This window comes from Micromonospora sp. RL09-050-HVF-A, assembly GCF_019374995.1.
Taxonomy (GTDB): domain Bacteria; phylum Actinomycetota; class Actinomycetes; order Mycobacteriales; family Micromonosporaceae; genus Micromonospora; species Micromonospora antibiotica.
On record NZ_JAGKQP010000002.1, the window covers coordinates 7,158,404 to 7,175,000 of the forward strand.

The 16,597-nt window shown below is 72.7% G+C and carries 15 protein-coding genes, 1 rRNA gene and 2 pseudogenes (1 of these 18 only partly in view); 8 read left to right on the forward strand and 10 right to left on the reverse strand.

Going from position 1 to position 16,597, the window contains the following annotated elements; all coding sequences use genetic code 11:
• Window positions 1-123 precede the first annotated feature (123 nt).
• Window positions 124-594, forward strand: a complete 471-nt coding sequence (locus tag J7462_RS31390) for a cyclic nucleotide-binding domain-containing protein (protein WP_219469814.1) — start codon at window positions 124-126, stop codon at window positions 592-594.
• On the opposite strand, the pseudogene J7462_RS33790 reads toward J7462_RS31390, so the two are convergent.
• Both J7462_RS33790 and J7462_RS31400 read right to left on the reverse strand, forming a co-directional pair.
• Window positions 593-898, reverse strand: a pseudogene (locus J7462_RS33790) (hypothetical protein); the annotation flags it as partial. The gene J7462_RS31390 and the pseudogene J7462_RS33790 overlap by 2 nt on opposite strands.
• Entirely contained in the window at window positions 895-1,071 is a 177-nt protein-coding gene (locus J7462_RS31400) for a hypothetical protein (RefSeq protein ID WP_219469817.1), read from the reverse strand. The gene J7462_RS31400 and the pseudogene J7462_RS33790, both read right to left, overlap by 4 nt.
• A gap of 206 nt (window positions 1,072-1,277) precedes the next feature.
• Between J7462_RS31400 and J7462_RS31405 the strand changes: the two genes are divergently transcribed.
• Complete coding sequence (locus tag J7462_RS31405; protein WP_219469819.1) at window positions 1,278-1,502, forward strand: AlpA family transcriptional regulator; 225 nt, start codon at window positions 1,278-1,280, stop codon at window positions 1,500-1,502.
• 59 nt (window positions 1,503-1,561) lie between these two features.
• Here J7462_RS31405 and pflA read toward each other — a convergent pair whose 3' ends face one another.
• The 4 genes and pseudogenes from pflA to ppdK all read right to left on the reverse strand — a co-directional run bounded on the left by pflA (window position 1,562) and on the right by ppdK (window position 7,856).
• Entirely contained in the window at window positions 1,562-2,347 is a 786-nt protein-coding gene (gene pflA, locus J7462_RS31410) for a pyruvate formate-lyase-activating protein (RefSeq protein ID WP_308291087.1), read from the reverse strand.
• Window positions 2,344-4,587 carry a formate C-acetyltransferase gene (gene pflB / locus J7462_RS31415; protein ID WP_219469822.1) on the reverse strand — a complete coding sequence of 748 codons (2,244 nt, stop codon included), beginning with the start codon at window positions 4,585-4,587 and terminating at the stop codon, window positions 2,344-2,346. Before pflB ends, pflA begins: the two co-directional genes overlap by 4 nt.
• A 64-nt stretch (window positions 4,588-4,651) precedes the next feature.
• Window positions 4,652-5,185: a hypothetical protein gene (locus J7462_RS31420; RefSeq protein WP_255597961.1), complete on the reverse strand. Its 534-nt coding sequence runs from the start codon at window positions 5,183-5,185 to the stop codon at window positions 4,652-4,654.
• An 11-nt stretch (window positions 5,186-5,196) separates the two neighbouring features.
• A pseudogene (gene ppdK, locus J7462_RS31425) lies at window positions 5,197-7,856 on the reverse strand (pyruvate, phosphate dikinase).
• 143 nt (window positions 7,857-7,999) lie between these two features.
• Between ppdK and J7462_RS31430 the strand changes: the two are divergent.
• From J7462_RS31430 to J7462_RS31445, 4 genes are all read left to right on the forward strand, one after another.
• Complete coding sequence (locus tag J7462_RS31430; protein ID WP_219469823.1) at window positions 8,000-8,503, forward strand: GNAT family N-acetyltransferase; 504 nt, start codon at window positions 8,000-8,002, stop codon at window positions 8,501-8,503.
• Window positions 8,504-8,512: 9 nt separating this feature from the next.
• Entirely contained in the window at window positions 8,513-9,148 is a 636-nt protein-coding gene (locus J7462_RS31435) for a YgjV family protein (RefSeq protein WP_219469827.1), read from the forward strand.
• 308 nt (window positions 9,149-9,456) lie between these two features.
• A complete protein-coding gene (locus tag J7462_RS31440) occupies window positions 9,457-10,779 on the forward strand; it encodes a hemolysin family protein (protein WP_308291088.1) in 1,323 nt (440 codons plus the stop codon).
• 57 nt (window positions 10,780-10,836) lie between these two features.
• Window positions 10,837-11,832: a MerR family transcriptional regulator gene (locus J7462_RS31445; protein ID WP_219469830.1), complete on the forward strand. Its 996-nt coding sequence runs from the start codon at window positions 10,837-10,839 to the stop codon at window positions 11,830-11,832.
• Window positions 11,833-11,875: 43 nt separating this feature from the next.
• Here J7462_RS31445 and J7462_RS31450 read toward each other — a convergent pair whose 3' ends face one another.
• From J7462_RS31450 to J7462_RS31465, 4 genes are all read right to left on the reverse strand, one after another.
• Complete coding sequence (locus J7462_RS31450) at window positions 11,876-12,193, reverse strand: PRC-barrel domain containing protein (protein ID WP_219469832.1); 318 nt, start codon at window positions 12,191-12,193, stop codon at window positions 11,876-11,878.
• On the reverse strand, window positions 12,180-12,557 hold the full coding sequence (locus J7462_RS31455) for a hypothetical protein (protein WP_219469835.1): 378 nt from the start codon (window positions 12,555-12,557) through the stop codon (window positions 12,180-12,182). Before J7462_RS31455 ends, J7462_RS31450 begins: the two co-directional genes overlap by 14 nt.
• Window positions 12,554-13,777: a divalent metal cation transporter gene (locus J7462_RS31460; protein WP_308291089.1), complete on the reverse strand. Its 1,224-nt coding sequence runs from the start codon at window positions 13,775-13,777 to the stop codon at window positions 12,554-12,556. Before J7462_RS31460 ends, J7462_RS31455 begins: the two co-directional genes overlap by 4 nt.
• A gap of 329 nt (window positions 13,778-14,106) precedes the next feature.
• On the reverse strand, window positions 14,107-14,481 hold the full coding sequence (locus J7462_RS31465) for a PaaI family thioesterase (RefSeq protein ID WP_208570223.1): 375 nt from the start codon (window positions 14,479-14,481) through the stop codon (window positions 14,107-14,109).
• Between the two features lie 115 nt (window positions 14,482-14,596).
• On the opposite strand from J7462_RS31465, the gene tyrS reads away from it, so the two are divergent.
• Complete coding sequence (gene tyrS, locus J7462_RS31470) at window positions 14,597-15,883, forward strand: tyrosine--tRNA ligase (protein WP_208570224.1); 1,287 nt, start codon at window positions 14,597-14,599, stop codon at window positions 15,881-15,883.
• A gap of 636 nt (window positions 15,884-16,519) precedes the next feature.
• A 16S ribosomal RNA gene (locus tag J7462_RS31475) occupies window positions 16,520-16,597 on the forward strand; it runs 1,437 nt beyond the window's last position.

Here is a 16,597-nt window from a genome sequence, read left to right on the forward strand (position 1 = left end):
CGCGCGGCGGCGGCCGGTCGGGCAGAGGCGATCTTCCCGCAGGTCACGGGACCATTGGCCCTGCCGCGTCGGCGTCTTCGGGGGTGCCATGGAGGGGACGACATCACGGCGAAGGGCACCCCGATGACCCCTCTGGAGATGCTCACCGAGCACCCCTTCCTCGCCGGCCTGCCGCCGCAGTGGTTGCCCCGGTTGACCGGGTACGCCCGGCCGGTGGTCTGGCACCCCGGTCACCGGCTGTTCTACGCCGGCCAGCCGGCGGAGCGGTTCTGGCTGGTCAGGGGCGGGGAGGTGGCGCTGGACTTCCCGGTGCCGGGGCGCGGGGACGTGGGCATCGAGTCGATCGGGCCGGGTGGGGTGCTGGGCTGGTCGTGGCTGTTCCCGCCCTACCGCTGGCAGTTCGGCGCGGTCGCCGTCCGGCGGACCACCACCGTGGAGTTCACCGCGGAGGGGGTACGCCGGCTGATGGAGTCCGACGACGCCCTGGGTCGGCAGCTCACCACCCGGTTCATGAGCGTGGTCGTGGACCGGCTCCAGGCGTCCCGGGGGCGGCTGCTCGACCTGTACGGCTACCCGACCTCGGCGGCGAGCTGACCCGGACGGGCGGCGACACCCGTGCCCGCGTCGACACCCCCGGCGGCGTCGGCCCGGACCGTTGCGTCGGCGTCGGGGCGGTGCGCGCAGTGACGACCAGTCCGGCGGGCTGGACGAAGACCGTCCGGCGGGACACCGCCTCGTCCCGGTCGTCGAGCCGGTAGCCGTCGAGCCAGATCCACCCGTCGTAGGTGGGCCAGTCGAGCACCCGGATCACCCGGAACCGGACCGGCCGGAGGAACTGGACGCTGGCCGCCCGGGTCAGCAGGAGCAGGTCACCCGCCCTCGGCAGGGGCGCGTTCATCGCCGACCGAACACACTGCGGTACCTGCGCCACGCCCTGATCCGGGTGCGGGCGGCCTCCACCACCGGGCAGAAGCCGCTGCCGGTGCACTTGTCGCACCGCCGGTCGCGGTGCTGGTCCAGGCAGCGCCACGCCGATTCGATCAGATACGGCACCGCGCGGTGTCCATACATCCCGCCTCCCGGGGGTGTCGGGGTCGTCGCGGCACCCCGCCCCGCTGAGCCCCGCTCCACCAGGGCGGGGGCACCGCGTCACCGATTCCACACCGTGAGCGGCACCCCTGTCAACTAGGGCAGGCCCTACAAAATAGTGCCTTGTAGGCCGGGCCGTGTAAGGCAGGCCCTGAGGGGTAGGACCCACTGTGCATACCTTCGGGGGCATGGGCGAGGAGGAAGTTCCGGGTCCGCTCGTCGGAGCCGCTGAGATCCAGCAGATGCTGGGCGTGAGCAGGTCCCGGTTTCGGCAGCTCATCCTGCTGCCCAAGTTCCCCGCGCCGTTTCAGAAGCTGATCGGCGGCTCGGTGTGGCTGCGGTCCGACGTGGAGGCGTACATCAGGGACCACCGTCGGCCCAAGCCGTCAGCCGACGAGGACGAGCAGGGCTGAGCAGCCCCGCCCGTCTGATGGCCGGCGTCTGACCGGCCCTGCCCGTCCGGTGGCCGGCGTCAGGTGACGGTCAGGCCGCGTGCGGCGAACTGGGCCCGGACCCGGGCCACCAGCTCCGGGGACGGCGGTTCCGTCCGGGCGAGTGGAAAGGTGAGCCCCAGCTCGGCGTACTTGTGCGCGCCGAGGCGGTGGAACGGCAGCACCTCGACCCGCTGCACGGTGTCCAGCCCGGCGGCGAAGTCCGCGACCCCGGCCACGTTCTCCTCGGCGTCGGTGAGACCGGGCACCAGCACGAACCTGATCCAGATCGGGGTGCCCCGGTCGGCGAGCCGCCGGCCGAAGCGCAGCGTCGGGGTGACGCACCCGGTGCGGGTGACCCGCCGGTAGGTCGCCGGGTCCCACGACTTGACGTCCAGCAGCACCAGGTCGGTGGCGTCGAGCAGGGCGTCGTCGGCGCGGACGCCGAGGAAACCCGAGGTGTCCAGCGCGGTGTGCAGGCCCAGGTCGTGGCAGCGGCGCAGCACCTCACCGGTGAACCGGGGTTGCATCAGCGGCTCGCCGCCGCTGATCGTCACCCCGCCCCCGGCCACCGCGATGAACCGGCGGTACGGCTCGATCTCCGCCATCAGCTCGTCGACAGTGCGGTGCCGGCCGCTGCGCCGGTACCAGGTGTCCGGGCTGTGGCAGTACCGGCAGCGCAGCGGACAACCGGCGAGGAAGGCCACGAACCGGGTCCCCGGCCCGTCCACCCCCACCGACACGTCCCACGAGTGCACCGCCCCGGTCGGCACGCCGTCGCCCCGCCCGGTGGCGGTGGCGACGGCGTCGCGCGGCCGGACGTTCACAGCGACCCGTGGAAGGTCCGGGACACCACGTCCTCCTGCTGCTCCCGGGTGAGCCGGACGAAGTTCACCGCGTACCCGGAGACCCGCACGGTCAACTGCGGGTAGCGCTCCGGGTGCGCCATCGCGTCGACCAGGGTGGCCCGGTCCAGCACGTTGACGTTGAGGTGGAACCCACCGGCGTCGGTGTAGCCGTCCAGCACCCCGGCCAGGTTGTCGATCCGCTCGTCGCGGGTGTGACCCAACCCGTCCGGGGTCACCGTCGAGGTCAGCGAGATGCCGTCGCGGGCCGCGTCGTACGGCAGCTTCGCCACCGACAGCGCGGCGGCCACCAGCCCGTGGGTGTCCCGGCCGTTCATCGGGTTCGCGCCCGGGGCGAACGGCTCACCGGCCCGCCGGCCGTCCGGGGTGTTGCCGGTGTGCTTGCCGTAGACCACGTTCGAGGTGATGGTCAGCACCGACATGGTCAGCTCCGCGTCGCGGTAGGTGCGCTGCCGGCGCAGCTTCGCCGCGAACGTCTCGGTCAGCCACACCGCGATCGCGTCGGCCCGCTCGTCGTTGTTGCCGTACGTCGGCGGTTCCCCCTCGACCACGTAGTCGATCGCGAGCCCGGTGTCGTCGCGCAGCACCTTCACCTTGCCGTAGCGGATCGCGGCGAGGCTGTCCACCGCCACCGACAGCCCGGCGATGCCGGTGGCCATGAACCGGCGCACCGGGTGGTCGTGCAGGGCCATCTCCAGCCGCTCGTAGGCGTACCGGTCGTGCTGGTGGTGGATCACGTTCAACGCGTCCACGTACGTCTCGGCCAGCCAGTCCAGGGTGCGCTCGTAGGCGGCCAGCACCTCCGCGTAGTCGAGGGTCTCCCCGCCGACCGGGGCGCTGGCCGGGGCGACCTGCTCACCGGTGATCTCGTCGCGCCCGCCGTTGATCGCGTACAGCAGGGCCTTGGCGAGGTTGGCGCGGGCACCGAAGAACTGCATGTCCCGGCCCACCCGCATCGCCGACACGCAGCAGGCGATCGCCGTGTCGTCGTCGTACGCGGGCCGGATCAGGTCGTCGTTCTCGTACTGGATGGCGCTGGTGTCCAGCGACACCTGGGCGCAGAACCGCTTGAACCCGACCGGCAGCCGGGGCGACCAGAGCACCGTCAGGTTCGGTTCCGGCGCGGGGCCGAGGTTGTAGAGGGTCTGCAGGTAGCGGAAGCTGGTCCGGGTGACCAACGGCCGGCCGTCGGCACCCATCCCGCCGAGCGCCTCGGTGACCCAGGTCGGGTCGCCCGAGAAGAGCTGGTCGTACTCGGGGGTGCGCAGGAACCGGACGATCCGCAGCTTGATCACGAAGTCGTCGACCAGCTCCTGGGCGTCGATCTCGGTCAGCCGCCCCTCGGCGAGGTCCCGCCGCAGGTAGACGTCGACGAACCCGGCGGTACGCCCCAGCGACATCGCCGCGCCGTTCTGCTCCTTGGTGGCGGCCAGGTAGGCGAAGTAGAGCCACTGGATCGCCTCCCGGCCGGTGGTCGCCGGCCCGGAAATGTCGTAGCCGTAGCCCGCCGCCATCTGTGCCAGCTCACCCAGGGCCCGGATCTGCTCGGCCAGCTCCTCCCGGTCCCGGATCACCTCGTCGGTCGACGGCCGGTCGTCCAGCGCCGCCTTGAGCGCCTTGCGCTCGGCGACCAGCCGGTCCACCCCGTACAGCGCCACCCGGCGGTAGTCGCCGATGATCCGTCCCCGCCCGTACGCGTCGGGCAGCCCGGTGATGACGTGCGAGCGGCGCGCGGCGAGCACGTCGGCCGGGTACGCGTCGAACACCGCGTCGTTGTGCGTCTTGCGGTAGGTGGTGAAGATCCGGTGCACCTGCGGGTCGGCGGGGTAGCCGTACGCCTTCAACGCGGTCTCCACCATCCGCAGCCCGCCGGCGGGCATGATGGCCCGGCGCAGCGGCGCGTCGGTCTGCAACCCGACGATCAGCTCCCGCTCCCGGTCGATGTACCCGGGGGCGTGCGCGGTGATGGTGGACGGGGTGGCCGCGTCGATGTCGTACACGCCGCGTTGGCGTTCCTGCACGAACATCGCCCGCAGCGTCCCCCAGACCTCCAGGGTGCGGCAGGTGGGCCCGGTGAGGAACGACGCGTCCCCGGTGTACGGCTCGTGGTTGTCCCGGACGAAGGCGGCCACGTCGATGGTGTCGCGCCAGGCGTCGCCGGTGAAGCCACGCCACGGGTGCAGAGGTGCGGTGCCGGTCATGATCGGTCCTTCCGCGGTGGTCGGGTCCGGCGGCCTGGGTCGCCGGGGTGTTTCGCCTGTACCCTCAGCCTCGCCGGAGCGGGCCGCCCCGGGCAGAGGCGCAGGACCACCCCCGCCCGGGACCAAAGACCCCTGGCGGCCGGTCAGCGCCGCACGACGAGCCGCTGGGCGCGCAGCAGCCGCGCCCACCACGGCCGGGGCGTCGCCGCGCGCAGCGCGGGCCCCGCACGCCGCGCAGGCTGACCCAGCCGCCCGGCCCCATGGTCACCGTGCCGATCGCCGGTGGCCGCCGCCGGGCCACCACCGCCACCCCGGCAGTGAGCAGGGCGACGGCGGCGGCCCCGGCCGCGGCGGCGAGCACCCGGTCCGGGTCGGGCAGCGCCCGGTACCGGACCCGCCCGTCGGCGAGCACGAACGCGCCGACGGCCCGCCCGTCGCGGGTCACCGGCACCAGCGCGGCGGCCGGCGAGCCGGGCAGGGCCAGCACCGGCCCCACCGGCCCGACCGCCGTCACCGTCGGTGTCACCGCCGGTTCGGGGGTACGGGGCACCGGCGGCCCCAGCGGGGCGGGCCCGGTCGGATTGAAGATCGCGGTCATGACGCTGCCTCCTAGCGGCTGTCGGACGTGTCGGTGGCGGTCTCGACGGCGGCCCGGCCCGCCGCCAGCCGGGCGATCGGCACCCGGTACGGGGAGCAGGAGACGTAGTCCAGGCCGGCGTCGGCGAAGAACGCCACCGAGTCGGGGTCGCCGCCGTGCTCACCACAGACCCCGACGGTCAGGTCCGGGCGGGTGGCCCGCCCCTCCGCCACGGCCAGCCGGACCAGCCGACCCACCCCGGCGGCGTCGATGCTCTCGAACGGCGACACCCCGAAGATCCCCCGCTCCAGGTAGGTGCCGAAGAACGAGCCCTCCACGTCGTCCCGGGAGAACGCCCAGGTCAGCTGGGTCAGGTCGTTGGTGCCGAAGGAGAAGAAGCGGGCCTGCGCGGCGATGTCACCGGCGGTCAGCGCGGCCCGGGGCACCTCGATCATCGTGCCGACCGGCATGGCCGGCGCGTCGGGCACCCCGGCGAGGACCAGGTCGGTCTCCGCCCGCACGGCCGCCAACTCCCGCACGTCACCCACCAGCGGCACCATGATCTCCGGCCGGGGGTCACCCCCGTCGCGCACCCGCTGCGCCGCCGCCTCGGCCACCGCCCGCACCTGCATGGCGAACAGCCCCGGGATCACCAGCCCGAGCCGCACCCCGCGCAGCCCCAGCATCGGGTTCGCCTCGTGCATCCGGCGGACCGCCGCCAGCAGCCGCCCGTCGCGTCCCGGGTCCCGCCCGGTCGCCTCGGCACGGGCGACCCGTGCGGTCAACTCGTGCAACGGGGGCAGGAACTCGTGCAACGGCGGGTCGAGCAGCCGGATCGTCACCGGCAGGCCGTCCATCGCGGCGAGAAGTTCGGTGAAGTCGGCCCGCTGCAACGGCAGCAACGCCTCCAGGGCGGCGGTCACCTCGTCCGGACCGTCGGCCAGGATCAGCCGTTCCACCAGTTCCCGGCGTTCACCGAGGAACATGTGCTCGGTACGGCACAGGCCGATGCCGGTGGCCCCCAGCGCGCGGGCCCGGCGGGCGTCCGGACCGGTGTCCGCATTGGCCCGCACGCCGAGCCGGCGCACCGCGTCGGCGTGCCCGAGCAGCCGGTGCACCGCCGCGACCAGCGGATCGGCCTGCGGGGCCAGCTCACCGGCGAGGTAACGGGCCACCGGGGAGGGCTGCACCGGCACCGCCCCGGGTAGACCCGGCCGGAGGTCCCGTCGATCGAGATCACCTCGCCGGCCCGGACCACCCGGTCGCCGACGGTGAGCTCGCCGCGCTCCGGGTCGATCCGCAGCGCGTCCGCGCCACAGACGCAGGTCCGGCCCATGCCCCGGGCCACCACGGCGGCGTGCGAGGTCTTCCCGCCCCGGGAGGTGAGCACCCCGGCGGCGGCGATCATGCCGGGCAGGTCGTCCGGGGTGGTCTCCCGGCGGACCAGGATCACCGGCCCGTCGGCGGCGGTCGCCGCGGCCGAGTCGAACACCACCCGGCCCACCGCCGCACCCGGCGACGCGCCCACCCCGACGGTGAGCGGCGGTGGCGCGTCGGCCAGGTCGAACGCGGGGAACATCAGCCGGCCCAACTGCGCCCCGGTCACCCGGCACAGCGCCTCGTCCAGGGTGATCAGCCCCTCGTCGACCAGTTGCGCGGCGATCACGAAAGCGGCGGCGGCGGTCCGCTTGCCGACCCGGGTCTGCAACATCCACAGCTTGCCGCGTTCGATGGTGAACTCGACGTCGCACAGGTCCCGGTAGTGCCGTTCCAGCGTCGCCATGATGCCGGTCAACTGCCGGAAGCTGGCCGGGTCGATCCGCTCCAACTCGGGCAGGGCGACGGTGTTGCGGATGCCCGCCACCACGTCCTCGCCCTGCGCGTCGGGCAGGTAGTCGCCGTACACGCCGGGCGCGCCGGTGGCCGGGTCGCGGGTGAAGGCCACCCCGGTGCCGGAGTCCGGGCCGAGGTTGCCGAAGACCATCGCCATCACGTTGACCGCGGTCCCCAGGTCGTCGGGGATGTGTTCCTGCCGCCGGTAGAGCCGGGCCCGCTCGGAGTTCCACGACGCGAACACCGACCGTACGGCCAGGTACAACTGCTCGTGCGGCGCCTGGGGGAACTGGTGCCCCGTCTGCCGCAGGAAGATCTTCTGGTACGTCTCGACGAGGTCGCGCAACTGCTCGGCGGTCGGTCCGTCCGGGCCTGCGGTGGCGCGCAGCGCTGCCAGCTCCCGGTCGAACTCGTCCGCCGGCACCCCGTGCACGGTGCGGGCGAACATCTGGATCAACCGCCGGTAGGAGTCCCAGGCGAAGCGGGCGTCATCGGCACGGGCGGCCAGGCCCGCCACGGTGGCGTCGTTGAGCCCGATGTCCAGGATCGTCTCCATCATCCCCGGCATCGAGTACCGGCCGCCGGAGCGCACGGCGAGCAGCAGCGGGTCGTGCCGGTCGCCGAGCCGCCGGCCCAGCCGGGCCTCGACCTCCCGCAGATGGGCGTTGATCTCCTCGAACAGGCCGTCCGGCGGCGACCCGGTGTTCAGGTACGCCCGGCAGGCGTCGGTGCTGACCGTGAAGCCCGGCGGCACCGGCAACCCGAGCCGGGTCATCTCGCCGAGGTTGGCACCCTTACCGCCGAGCAGGTCGGCTCTGCTGCGATCACCCTCGATGAAGTCGTAGACGTACCTGGTCATGGCCCCGGCCCTCCACTCCACTCGCCGGTCGGACCTGTCCCTTCGTTGGTAGCAACGGTCGGGGGGCGGCCGGCAGGGCCGGACGGTACGCCGACCGGGCCACAGGTCCCGAGGTTGTCGGTGCCGGTGCGTATCCTCCGGCGATGACCGACGAGCTGTCCCTGCGGCCCGTGTGCGACGACGACCTCCCGCACTTCTTCGCCCACGAGCAGGACCCGGAGGCGGCCTGGATGGCGGCGTTCGGCCCGGCCGACCCGACCGATCGGGCGGTGTTCGACGCGCACTGGGCCCGCATCCGCGCCGACCCCCGGGTCGTCAACCGCACCGTGGTCGTCGACGGCGCGGTGGTCGGGCACGTGGCGGCCTTCCCGGTGGACGAGCACACCGAGGTCAGCTACTGGATCGACCCGCGCCGGTGGGGGCGCGGCCACGCCACCGCCGCGCTGTCCGCCCTGCTGCGCGAGGTGCCGCAGCGGCCGGTGCGGGCCCGCGCCGCGAAGGACAACCGGGCCTCCCTGGCGGTGCTGCGCAAGTGCGGCTTCGTGGTCGTCGGCGAGGACTCGGGGTACGCCGACGGCCGGGGCGTCGAGGTCGAGGAATGGCTGCTGGAGCTGCCCGCCGTCCCCGCTGACCAGGGCGGGCACTAGTCTCGCGGGGTGAACTGGCTCGAACTCGTCGGCTGGGCCGGCTCCGCGCTGCTGGTCTGGTCCCTGTTGCAGACCCGCATCCTGCGCCTGCGCGCCCTCAACCTGGTCGGCTGCCTGATCCTGATCGGCTACAACGCCGCCGTGCAGGTCTGGCCGATGGTCGGCCTCAACGTGGTGCTCACCGCGATCAACGTGTGGTACCTGCGGTCGATGCTGGCCACCCGGCACGACGACCGCGCCTACCAGGTGGTCGAGGTGGGCGTCGGCGACCAGTTCCTGGCCCACACGCTGCGGGTGCACGCCGCCGACATCGCCCGGTTCAACCCCGACTTCCGCCCACCCCCGGCCGACGCCGACCGGTCGGCCTTCCTGGTGGTACGCGACGACGAGGTGGTCGGGGTGGTGCTGTCGCACGCCGAGGCGGACGGGACCGCCCAGATCGACCTGGACTACGTGACCCGCCGCTTCCGGGACTTCACCCCCGGCGAGTTCGTCTACCGCCGCAGCAGCCTGTTCACCGACCGGGGTTTCCGCCGGGTGGTCAGCCCACCCGGCATGGTCGCCCCCTACTACCACCGGCTCGGCTTCCGCCCCGACGGCGACGCGTACGTCCTCGACCTGGCCCCGGCCGCCGGTCGGCGCTGACCCCCGACCGCCGGGCAGCGCACCGACCGTCGGCCTCCGGCGGCGGTCAGCGGACGGCCGGTCGCAGCCAGGCCGGCCGTCGGGCCGCAGCCGGTGGGGGCCAGGCCGGCCGTCGGGCTCGCGTCGGGTCCCCCGACGGCCGGACCGGGCCGGACCGCCGTGCGGGCCGCATCCGGTCACCGACGATGGCCGTGGGGAGGGTTCGCCGACCGCGCGGTTGGGCACAGACTGGGCTACGCCGGGCGGGTCCTCCGCCCGGCGGCGTCGGCCCGTCGCCGACGCCCCCCGCCTGAGGGAGAGTGCCGGGCGTGCAGAGCTACTGGAGCCAGTTGGCCCTGGTCGGAGTCTTGGTGGTGCTCAACGCGATCTTCGCGGGCAGCGAGATGGCCCTGGTGTCGCTGCGGGACAGCCAGGTGCAGCGGTTGGAACGCACCAGTCGGGCCGGCCGGGTGCTCGCCCGGCTCGCCAAGGACCCGAACCGCTTCCTCGCCACCATCCAGATCGGTATCACCCTGGCCGGGTTCCTGGCCTCGGCCGCCGCAGCGGTCTCCCTGGCCAAGCCGCTCGTCCCGCTGCTCGGTTTCGTCGGCGGCGCCGCCGAGACGGTGGCGATCGTGCTGGTGACCCTGGTGCTGACCTTCGTCACCCTGGTCTTCGGTGAGCTTGCCCCCAAGCGGATCGCGATGCAGCGCGCCGAACGGTGGGCGCTGCTGGTGGCCCGCCCGCTGGACATCCTTTCCAGCTTCACCCGGCCGGCGGTGTGGCTGCTCGGTGCCACCAGCGACCTGGTGGTCCGGTTCGCCGGGGTGGACCCCAAGCAGCAGCCCGACGAGATCGGCCCGGACGAGCTGCGCGACATCGTCGCCGGCAACCACGGTTTCACCAAGGAACAACGCACGATCATCGCCGGTGCGGTGGAGATCGCCGACCGGCAGCTGCGCGCGGTGCTCGTACCCCGGTTGCAGGTCTTCACGCTCGACAGCGGGACCACCGCGGAGGCCGCCCGGCTGCTGCTGGCCGCCACCGGCCACTCCCGGGCCCCGGTGGTGCGCCACGGCGGCCTGGACGACGCGGTCGGCGTGATCCACCTGCGGGACCTGGTGGGGGTGCCGGACGACCGGCCGGTCGACGACTGCGCCCGACCGCCGATGCTGCTGCCCGACTCGCTGCCGGTGGTGGACGCGCTGCGCCAGTTCAAGGCGGAACGGCAGCACATCGCCCTGGTGGTCGACGAGCGGGGCGCGGTCGACGGGATCGTCACCCTGGAGGACATCCTGGAGGAGATCGTCGGGGAGATCTACGACGAGACCGACCGGGACGTCCGCTCGGTACGCACCGAGGCCGACGGGTCGCTGGTGATGCCCGGCACCTTCCCCGTGCACGACCTGACCGACATCGGCGTCGATGTGCCCAACCGGCCGGCCGGTGACTACACCACCGTCGCCGGGATGGTGCTGTCCTGCCTCGGGCACATCCCCACCGTCGCGGGGGAGAGCGTCACCATCGACGGGTGGGAGATGACCGTCACCGGCGTCGACCAGCGCGCCATCTCCCAGATCCGGCTGCACCACGCCCCGACCACGTCCGCCACCGACGAGCAGGAACCCGTCCACGACGAAGCCCACGCCTGACGCCACGACGACGTGGGGCTTGCATCTCAAGCCGCTGGAGATCGCATAGTGGTGGTCGTGAACATGAACGAGCTGTACGCCATCGGGGATGTCGCCCGGCGGACCGGCCTGAGCGTCAGCGCCGTCCGGTACTACGCGGACGCCGGTGTCGTCACGCCAGACGCCACCACCCCGGCCGGCCACCGCCTGTACGACGTGTCGGCCATCGCCCGACTGGAACTGGTCCGGACGCTGCGGGAACTCGACGCCGGCCTGGACGAGATCCGGCGGGTGCTGGCCGGCGAGGCGACCCTGCGCGAGTTGGCGACCACCCACCTCGCCCTGCTGGCCCGGCAGGAGACACGGCTGCGCAGCCGTCGCGCGGTGCTGTCGGCCCTCCTGCGCCAGGACTCCACCGCCGAGCAGGTCACGCTGATGCACAAGCTGGTCGGCATGCCGGACGAGGAACGCGACCGGCTGATCGACGAGTTCTGGGCCGAGGTCTCCACCGGGTGGGAGCCACCGCAGCGGATGGTCGACTGGTGGCGGGCGGCCCGGCCCGAGCTGCCCGAACAACCCACCGCGGCGCAGCTGGAGGCGTGGATCGAGCTGGCCGAGCTGGTCCGGGACCCCGAGGTCCGGCAGGCCGTACGCCATGAGCTGCACCAGGCGTGCACCACCGGGGCCGGGCCGCTGATGAGTTCGCCGCCGATGCTGGACACGCTGGAGACGGGCGCGGCGATCGGCCAACCGGTGCTGGACGCGGCGCGCGAGCGGGTACCGCCGGACTCGCCCCGGGGCAGGGGGATCGCCGACCAGTGGATCGGGTGGTTGACAGGCATCTTCGCGACGCCGGACAGCCCCGGGCTGCCGGACACGCCCGAGTTCCGGATCCAGGCGGCCGACCGGATGCTGGCCGGCGCGGAGTGGGACCGCATGCCGGCGGAGGGACCGTTCGACAGGTACATGGAGTTGGTCGCCACCGTGAACGACGACCCACCGGAGCGGTTCCCGTACGAGTGGCTGGCCGCGGCGTTGCGCGCGTCCGCCCTGCCGGCTCGCTGCGCCGGATAGCACGGTCCCGTGCCGTCCGGCCTGCCCCCGGCCCGCCGGGCTGTCAACCCGACCGGGGTGGCGTCCCGAACGGGAAGCCCGGCACCGGGGGCAGCAGCTGGATCTGGTCGGCGGGGAACTGGCGGGTGTCCCGGCTCAACGCCCGCGCGCTCACCCGGATCAGCCAGGGGCCGGACGGGTGCCGCTGCGCCCCGATCAGCCGGCCCCACATCCGGCTCCACCAGTGGGCGGTCACCAGCACGTCGGTGAGCCGGAGCCGGCCGTCCGGGAAACCACCCCGCACCACCACGTCCACCACCCGCCCCAACCGCCGCCCGTGCAGGTCGTACGCGGTGCGGCCGAGCAGTTCACCCGCTCGCACGGCCGGCGCCCGGTATCCGGTCGATCAGGTGCCGCCGCAGCCAGGTCTCCACCGGCGGGCGGGGCAGCTCGTCGGCGCGGGCCCGCAGCCGGACCGCGCTGTCGATCCGGGCGACCTGATCGAACGGGATGCGCAGCGGCGTCGACGCCCCCTCGGTGAACCGGTCGGCCAGCGCCACCAGCAACCGCCCCATCCGCCCGCCGATCCGCTGCCCGAGCGCCCCCTGCCCGGTCAGCAGGTACGCCACGTAGGGCACGCCCTGCGCGTCGAATGCGAACCCGACGTCGTCGACCTTGCCCAGCAGCAGCCCGTCGGCGTCGACGATCTGCCGGTCGAGCAGTTGCCGGGCGAGCTGGACCCTCACCGTCCCATCCCCGTCCCGACGGCCAACGGGATCGCGGCCACCGACGCCGCCACGATGACCAGCAGGAACACCGCACCGAGCAGGTTGAGCCACGGCCCGTTCACGTCGTCACCCAGGTAGGTGCGGTCGTTGGCGACGACCAGGATCGGCAGGTACGTCAACGGCAGCACCACCGCGCTGGCCACCAGCATGTACTCGGTCAACCGCACCGGGTCGACGGTGGTGGACAGCAGCAGCGTCGCGGCCAGCACGCTGACCAGCAGCACGCTGTGGAACCGGGCGGCCTCCCGGGGACTGACCCGCTTGCCCCACTGCCACCCGAAGTACTGCGCCGCCGCGTACGCCGCCGACAGCCCGGTCTCCAGCGCGGCCCCGAAGGTCACCGCGAAGAACGCCAGCGCGGCGACCGCCAGCCCCACCCCGCCGAACGCCAGCACCACCGGTCGGGCGACCTGGTCGAGGGTCGACAGCGACACCCCGCCCGGGTGGAAGACCACGGTGGCGGTGGCGACCAGCGACAACGCCAGCAGCCCGCCGACCGGGAAGCCGATCAGGACGCTCGACCGGGCATCGGCCAGATCGGCGGTGCTCCAGTTCTCCTCCACCCCGCCGGAGGAGAAGAAGAACACCTCGTACGGGCTGACGGTGGAGGCGAACAACGCCACCGCCACGAACCAGTACGCACCCCAGCCCTGGCCGGCCGTCCCGGGGTGCAGGGCACCGTGGCCGAGCGCCGCCCAGTCGGTCGGCAACCAGAACAGCGCCAGGGCGAACACCAGCAGGGTCAGCCCGGCCAGCCCGAACACCCGCTCCATCAGCTGGAAGCGCATCCGCCACAGCACCAGCCACACGGCGAACGCCGCGACCGGCACCCACAGCAGGTAACTCACCCGGGAGGCCAACTGCAGGGCCAACGCCACCCCGCCCAGCTCGGCGGCCAGGGTCAGCACCGTGACCAGGTAGGACGCCGCCAGGTTGAGCAGCGCGATACGGGGACCCAGGCGTTCGCGGACCAGGTCGAACACCGCCCGCCCGCTGACCGCCGCGATCCGGCCGGCCATTTCCGCGTACGCGCAGATGCCGACCACCCCGAGCACCAGCACCCAGGCGTGGCCCATGCCGAACCGGGCCCCCGCCTGGCTCGCCGCCACCAGGTCGCCGATGTCGACGAAGCCGCCGATGGCCGACAGCACCCCGAGGGTGGCGGCGAGGAGCTTCACGCGGGCCGGCCGACGCGGGGACGCGGTTGTGGCACCCGGGAGCGCCCTCACGGGGGGACGGGATCGGCGGCGGTCATCGAGGCGACGATATCGGCGCAGGAGGCACCGCATCCGGCAAACCGGTCAGGCTTCCCGGGTCACCTGCCCCCGATGCCCGATGCCCGATGCCCGATGCCCGATGCCCGACGCCCGATGCCCGCTGGTCGCCCTGCTCGCCCTACCCGGCCCGGACGTCCCGCTGGTCGCCCTTCTCGCCCGGCCCGCACGTCCCGCCGGTCGCCCGGGCGGAGGGCCAGGCGGGGGAGCAGCCGGGCCAGGGCGTCGCGGCGTCAGTCCCGGGTGAGGTTCTGCAACCGGACCTGGCCCCGGGAGACCAACCGGCCCTCGGCGTCGGTGATCTCCACCTGCCAGAGCTGCTGGCTGCGTCCCCGGTGCACCGGGGTGCCGACCGCGACCAGCTCACCCTCGCGTACCGCCCGCAGGAAGTCCGTCTGGTTGGACACCCCGACCACGCTGCCCCGGTCGCCGAGCCACAGCGTGCCGCCCACGCTGCCGACGGTCTCCACCACCGTGCAGTAGACGCCGCCGTGCATGATGCCGGCGGGCTGGTGCAGCTCCGGCCGCACCTTCCAGCGGATCACCACCCGGTCGCCGCTGGCCTCGTCGAACGTCAGCCCCAGCAGGCCGACCAGACCATCCGTCATCTCCGGGATTTCCACGGCTTTCCTCCTCGTCGCACCGGCCCGGCCAGCCTAGCCGCGCCGCGGGCCGGCAAACCCGGTACGGCCCCAGGTCGGCAATGGGGGAGAATCGGTGACCGTGACCGACAGCAACCTCCCGCACGGGCGGGACTCCCTGACCGACGACCTGCGGTGGCGCGGCCTGATCCAGGACTCCACCGGCCCCGACGAACTGCGTGCGCTGCTCGACGGCGGGGCGGCCACCTTCTATGTGGGCTTCGACCCGACCGCGCCCAGCCTCCACGTCGGCCACCTGATGCAGGTCACCACCGCCCGCCGGCTCCAACTCGCCGGGCACCGCCCGCTGCTGCTGGTGGGCGGCGCCACCGGCCAGATCGGCGACCCGAAGGAGAGCGCCGAGCGTACCCTCAACCCGCCCGAGGTGGTGGCCGGTTGGGTGCAGCGCATCCGCGACCAGCTCGCGCCCTTCGTGTCGTACACCGGGGAGAACGCGGCGCAACTGGTCAACAACCTGGAGTGGACCGGCGAGATGTCGGTGGTCGAGTTCCTGCGCGACGTCGGCAAGCACTTCCCGGTCAACAAGATGCTCGCCCGTGAGGTGGTGCGGGCCCGGCTGGAGACCGGCATCAGCTTCACCGAGTTCAGCTACCAGCTCCTCCAGGCCAACGACTTCTTCGAGCTGCACCGACGGCACGGCTGCCAGCTCCAGTACGGCGGCTCGGACCAGTGGGGCAACATCACCGCCGGTGTCGACTACGTGCGTCGCCGCGGTGCCGGCCCGGTGCAGGCCTTCACCACCCCGCTGGTCACCCGCTCGGACGGCACCAAGTTCGGCAAGACCGAGGGCGGCGCGGTCTGGCTCGATCCGGAGATGACCAGCCCGTACGCCTTCTACCAGTTCTGGGTCAACGCCGACGACCGGGACGTCACCCGCTACCTGCGGTACTTCAGCTTCCGCTCCCGCGAGGAGCTGGAGGCGCTGGAGAAGGAGACGGCGGAACGCCCGGCGGCCCGCAGCGCCCAACGTGCCCTCGCCGAGGAACTCACCACCCTGGTCCACGGCGCGGAGGAGACCCGGCAGGCCGTCGCCGCCAGCCAGGCGCTCTTCGGTCGGGGCTCGCTGGACGACCTCGCCCCGGAGACGCTGCGTGCGGCGCTGAGCGAGGCCGGCCTGGTGCAGCTCACCGGTGAGCTGCCCGACGTGGCCGGGTTGCTGCGCGACGCGGGGCTGGTCGGCGGGCTCAAGGAGGCCCGTCGGGTGATCACCGAGGGCGGTGCGTACGTGAACAACACCCGGGTCACCGACGTCGACGCCACCGTCGACCCGGTCGACCTGCTGCACGGCCGTTACCTGGTGCTGCGTCGGGGCAAGCGCTCCTTCGCCGGGGTCGAGCTGCGCCCCTGACGGCCGGGTGTGACGTGCGACGCGTCCGCCGGATTTGACGATCAACTCGGCGGACGCGTAACTTTCTCTCTGCCAGCGCGGAACGGACGAACCGGGGTGAATGCCTCGAAGGCCGGAGCGCGGTGTGAGGTTCCGACTTCGTGGGGTTGCTCCTGCGAGGCGCGGACCGGGCGGTGCCCGGATCGGCCCGGGGGGTCGATTTGGTGAGGCGAAACCGACCGGGTAGTGTTTGACGCCGGCAGGGCACCGGGCGAGCGTGCGGGAGACCGCAGCGGCCGGCTTGTCGACAATCGCGGGGTTTCCGGTGTGAGCCGGGGTTTCGTGGTGTGTGGAATTGTGGTTGATGTGGTGTTGATCGTGACAGAGCGGTTTGACACGGCGGATACCACCGGGTAACGTAGTAAAAGTGCCTGGCGCTGGAGCGCTGGTCATGGTGGATGAGATACCCCAGTTCGGGGGTCCTGTTGGTCGGGGCTTTCGGGTGGTGTGTGGTTGTTCTTTGAGAACTCAACAGGGTGCTTGATAAGCCAGTGCCAATTATGATTTATACCCCGTGCTGGGCAGACTTTCGGGTTTGTTTGGTGGGGATTCCTTTGGCAACATTTGTTTGTTGTCAGGATGCTGTTCAACAGGTTTTTGTTGGAGAGTTTGATCCTGGCTCAGGACGAACGCTGGCGGCGTGCTTAACACATGCAAGTCGAGCGGAAAGGCCCT

Coding starts and splice junctions, on each gene's coding strand:
- J7462_RS31400 (WP_219469817.1), bottom strand. CDS start 1,071: ATGTATGGACACCGCGCGGTGCCGTATCTGATCGAATCGGCGTGGCGC.
- J7462_RS31420 (WP_255597961.1), bottom strand. CDS start 5,185: ATGACCGCGATCTTCAATCCGACCGGGCCCGCCCCGCTGGGGCCGCCG.
- J7462_RS31465 (WP_208570223.1), bottom strand. CDS start 14,481: ATGACGGATGGTCTGGTCGGCCTGCTGGGGCTGACGTTCGACGAGGCC.
- J7462_RS31405 (WP_219469819.1), top strand. CDS start 1,278: ATGGGCGAGGAGGAAGTTCCGGGTCCGCTCGTCGGAGCCGCTGAGATC.
- J7462_RS31430 (WP_219469823.1), top strand. CDS start 8,000: ATGACCGACGAGCTGTCCCTGCGGCCCGTGTGCGACGACGACCTCCCG.
- pflB (WP_219469822.1), bottom strand. CDS start 4,587: ATGACCGGCACCGCACCTCTGCACCCGTGGCGTGGCTTCACCGGCGAC.
- J7462_RS31390 (WP_219469814.1), top strand. CDS start 124: ATGACCCCTCTGGAGATGCTCACCGAGCACCCCTTCCTCGCCGGCCTG.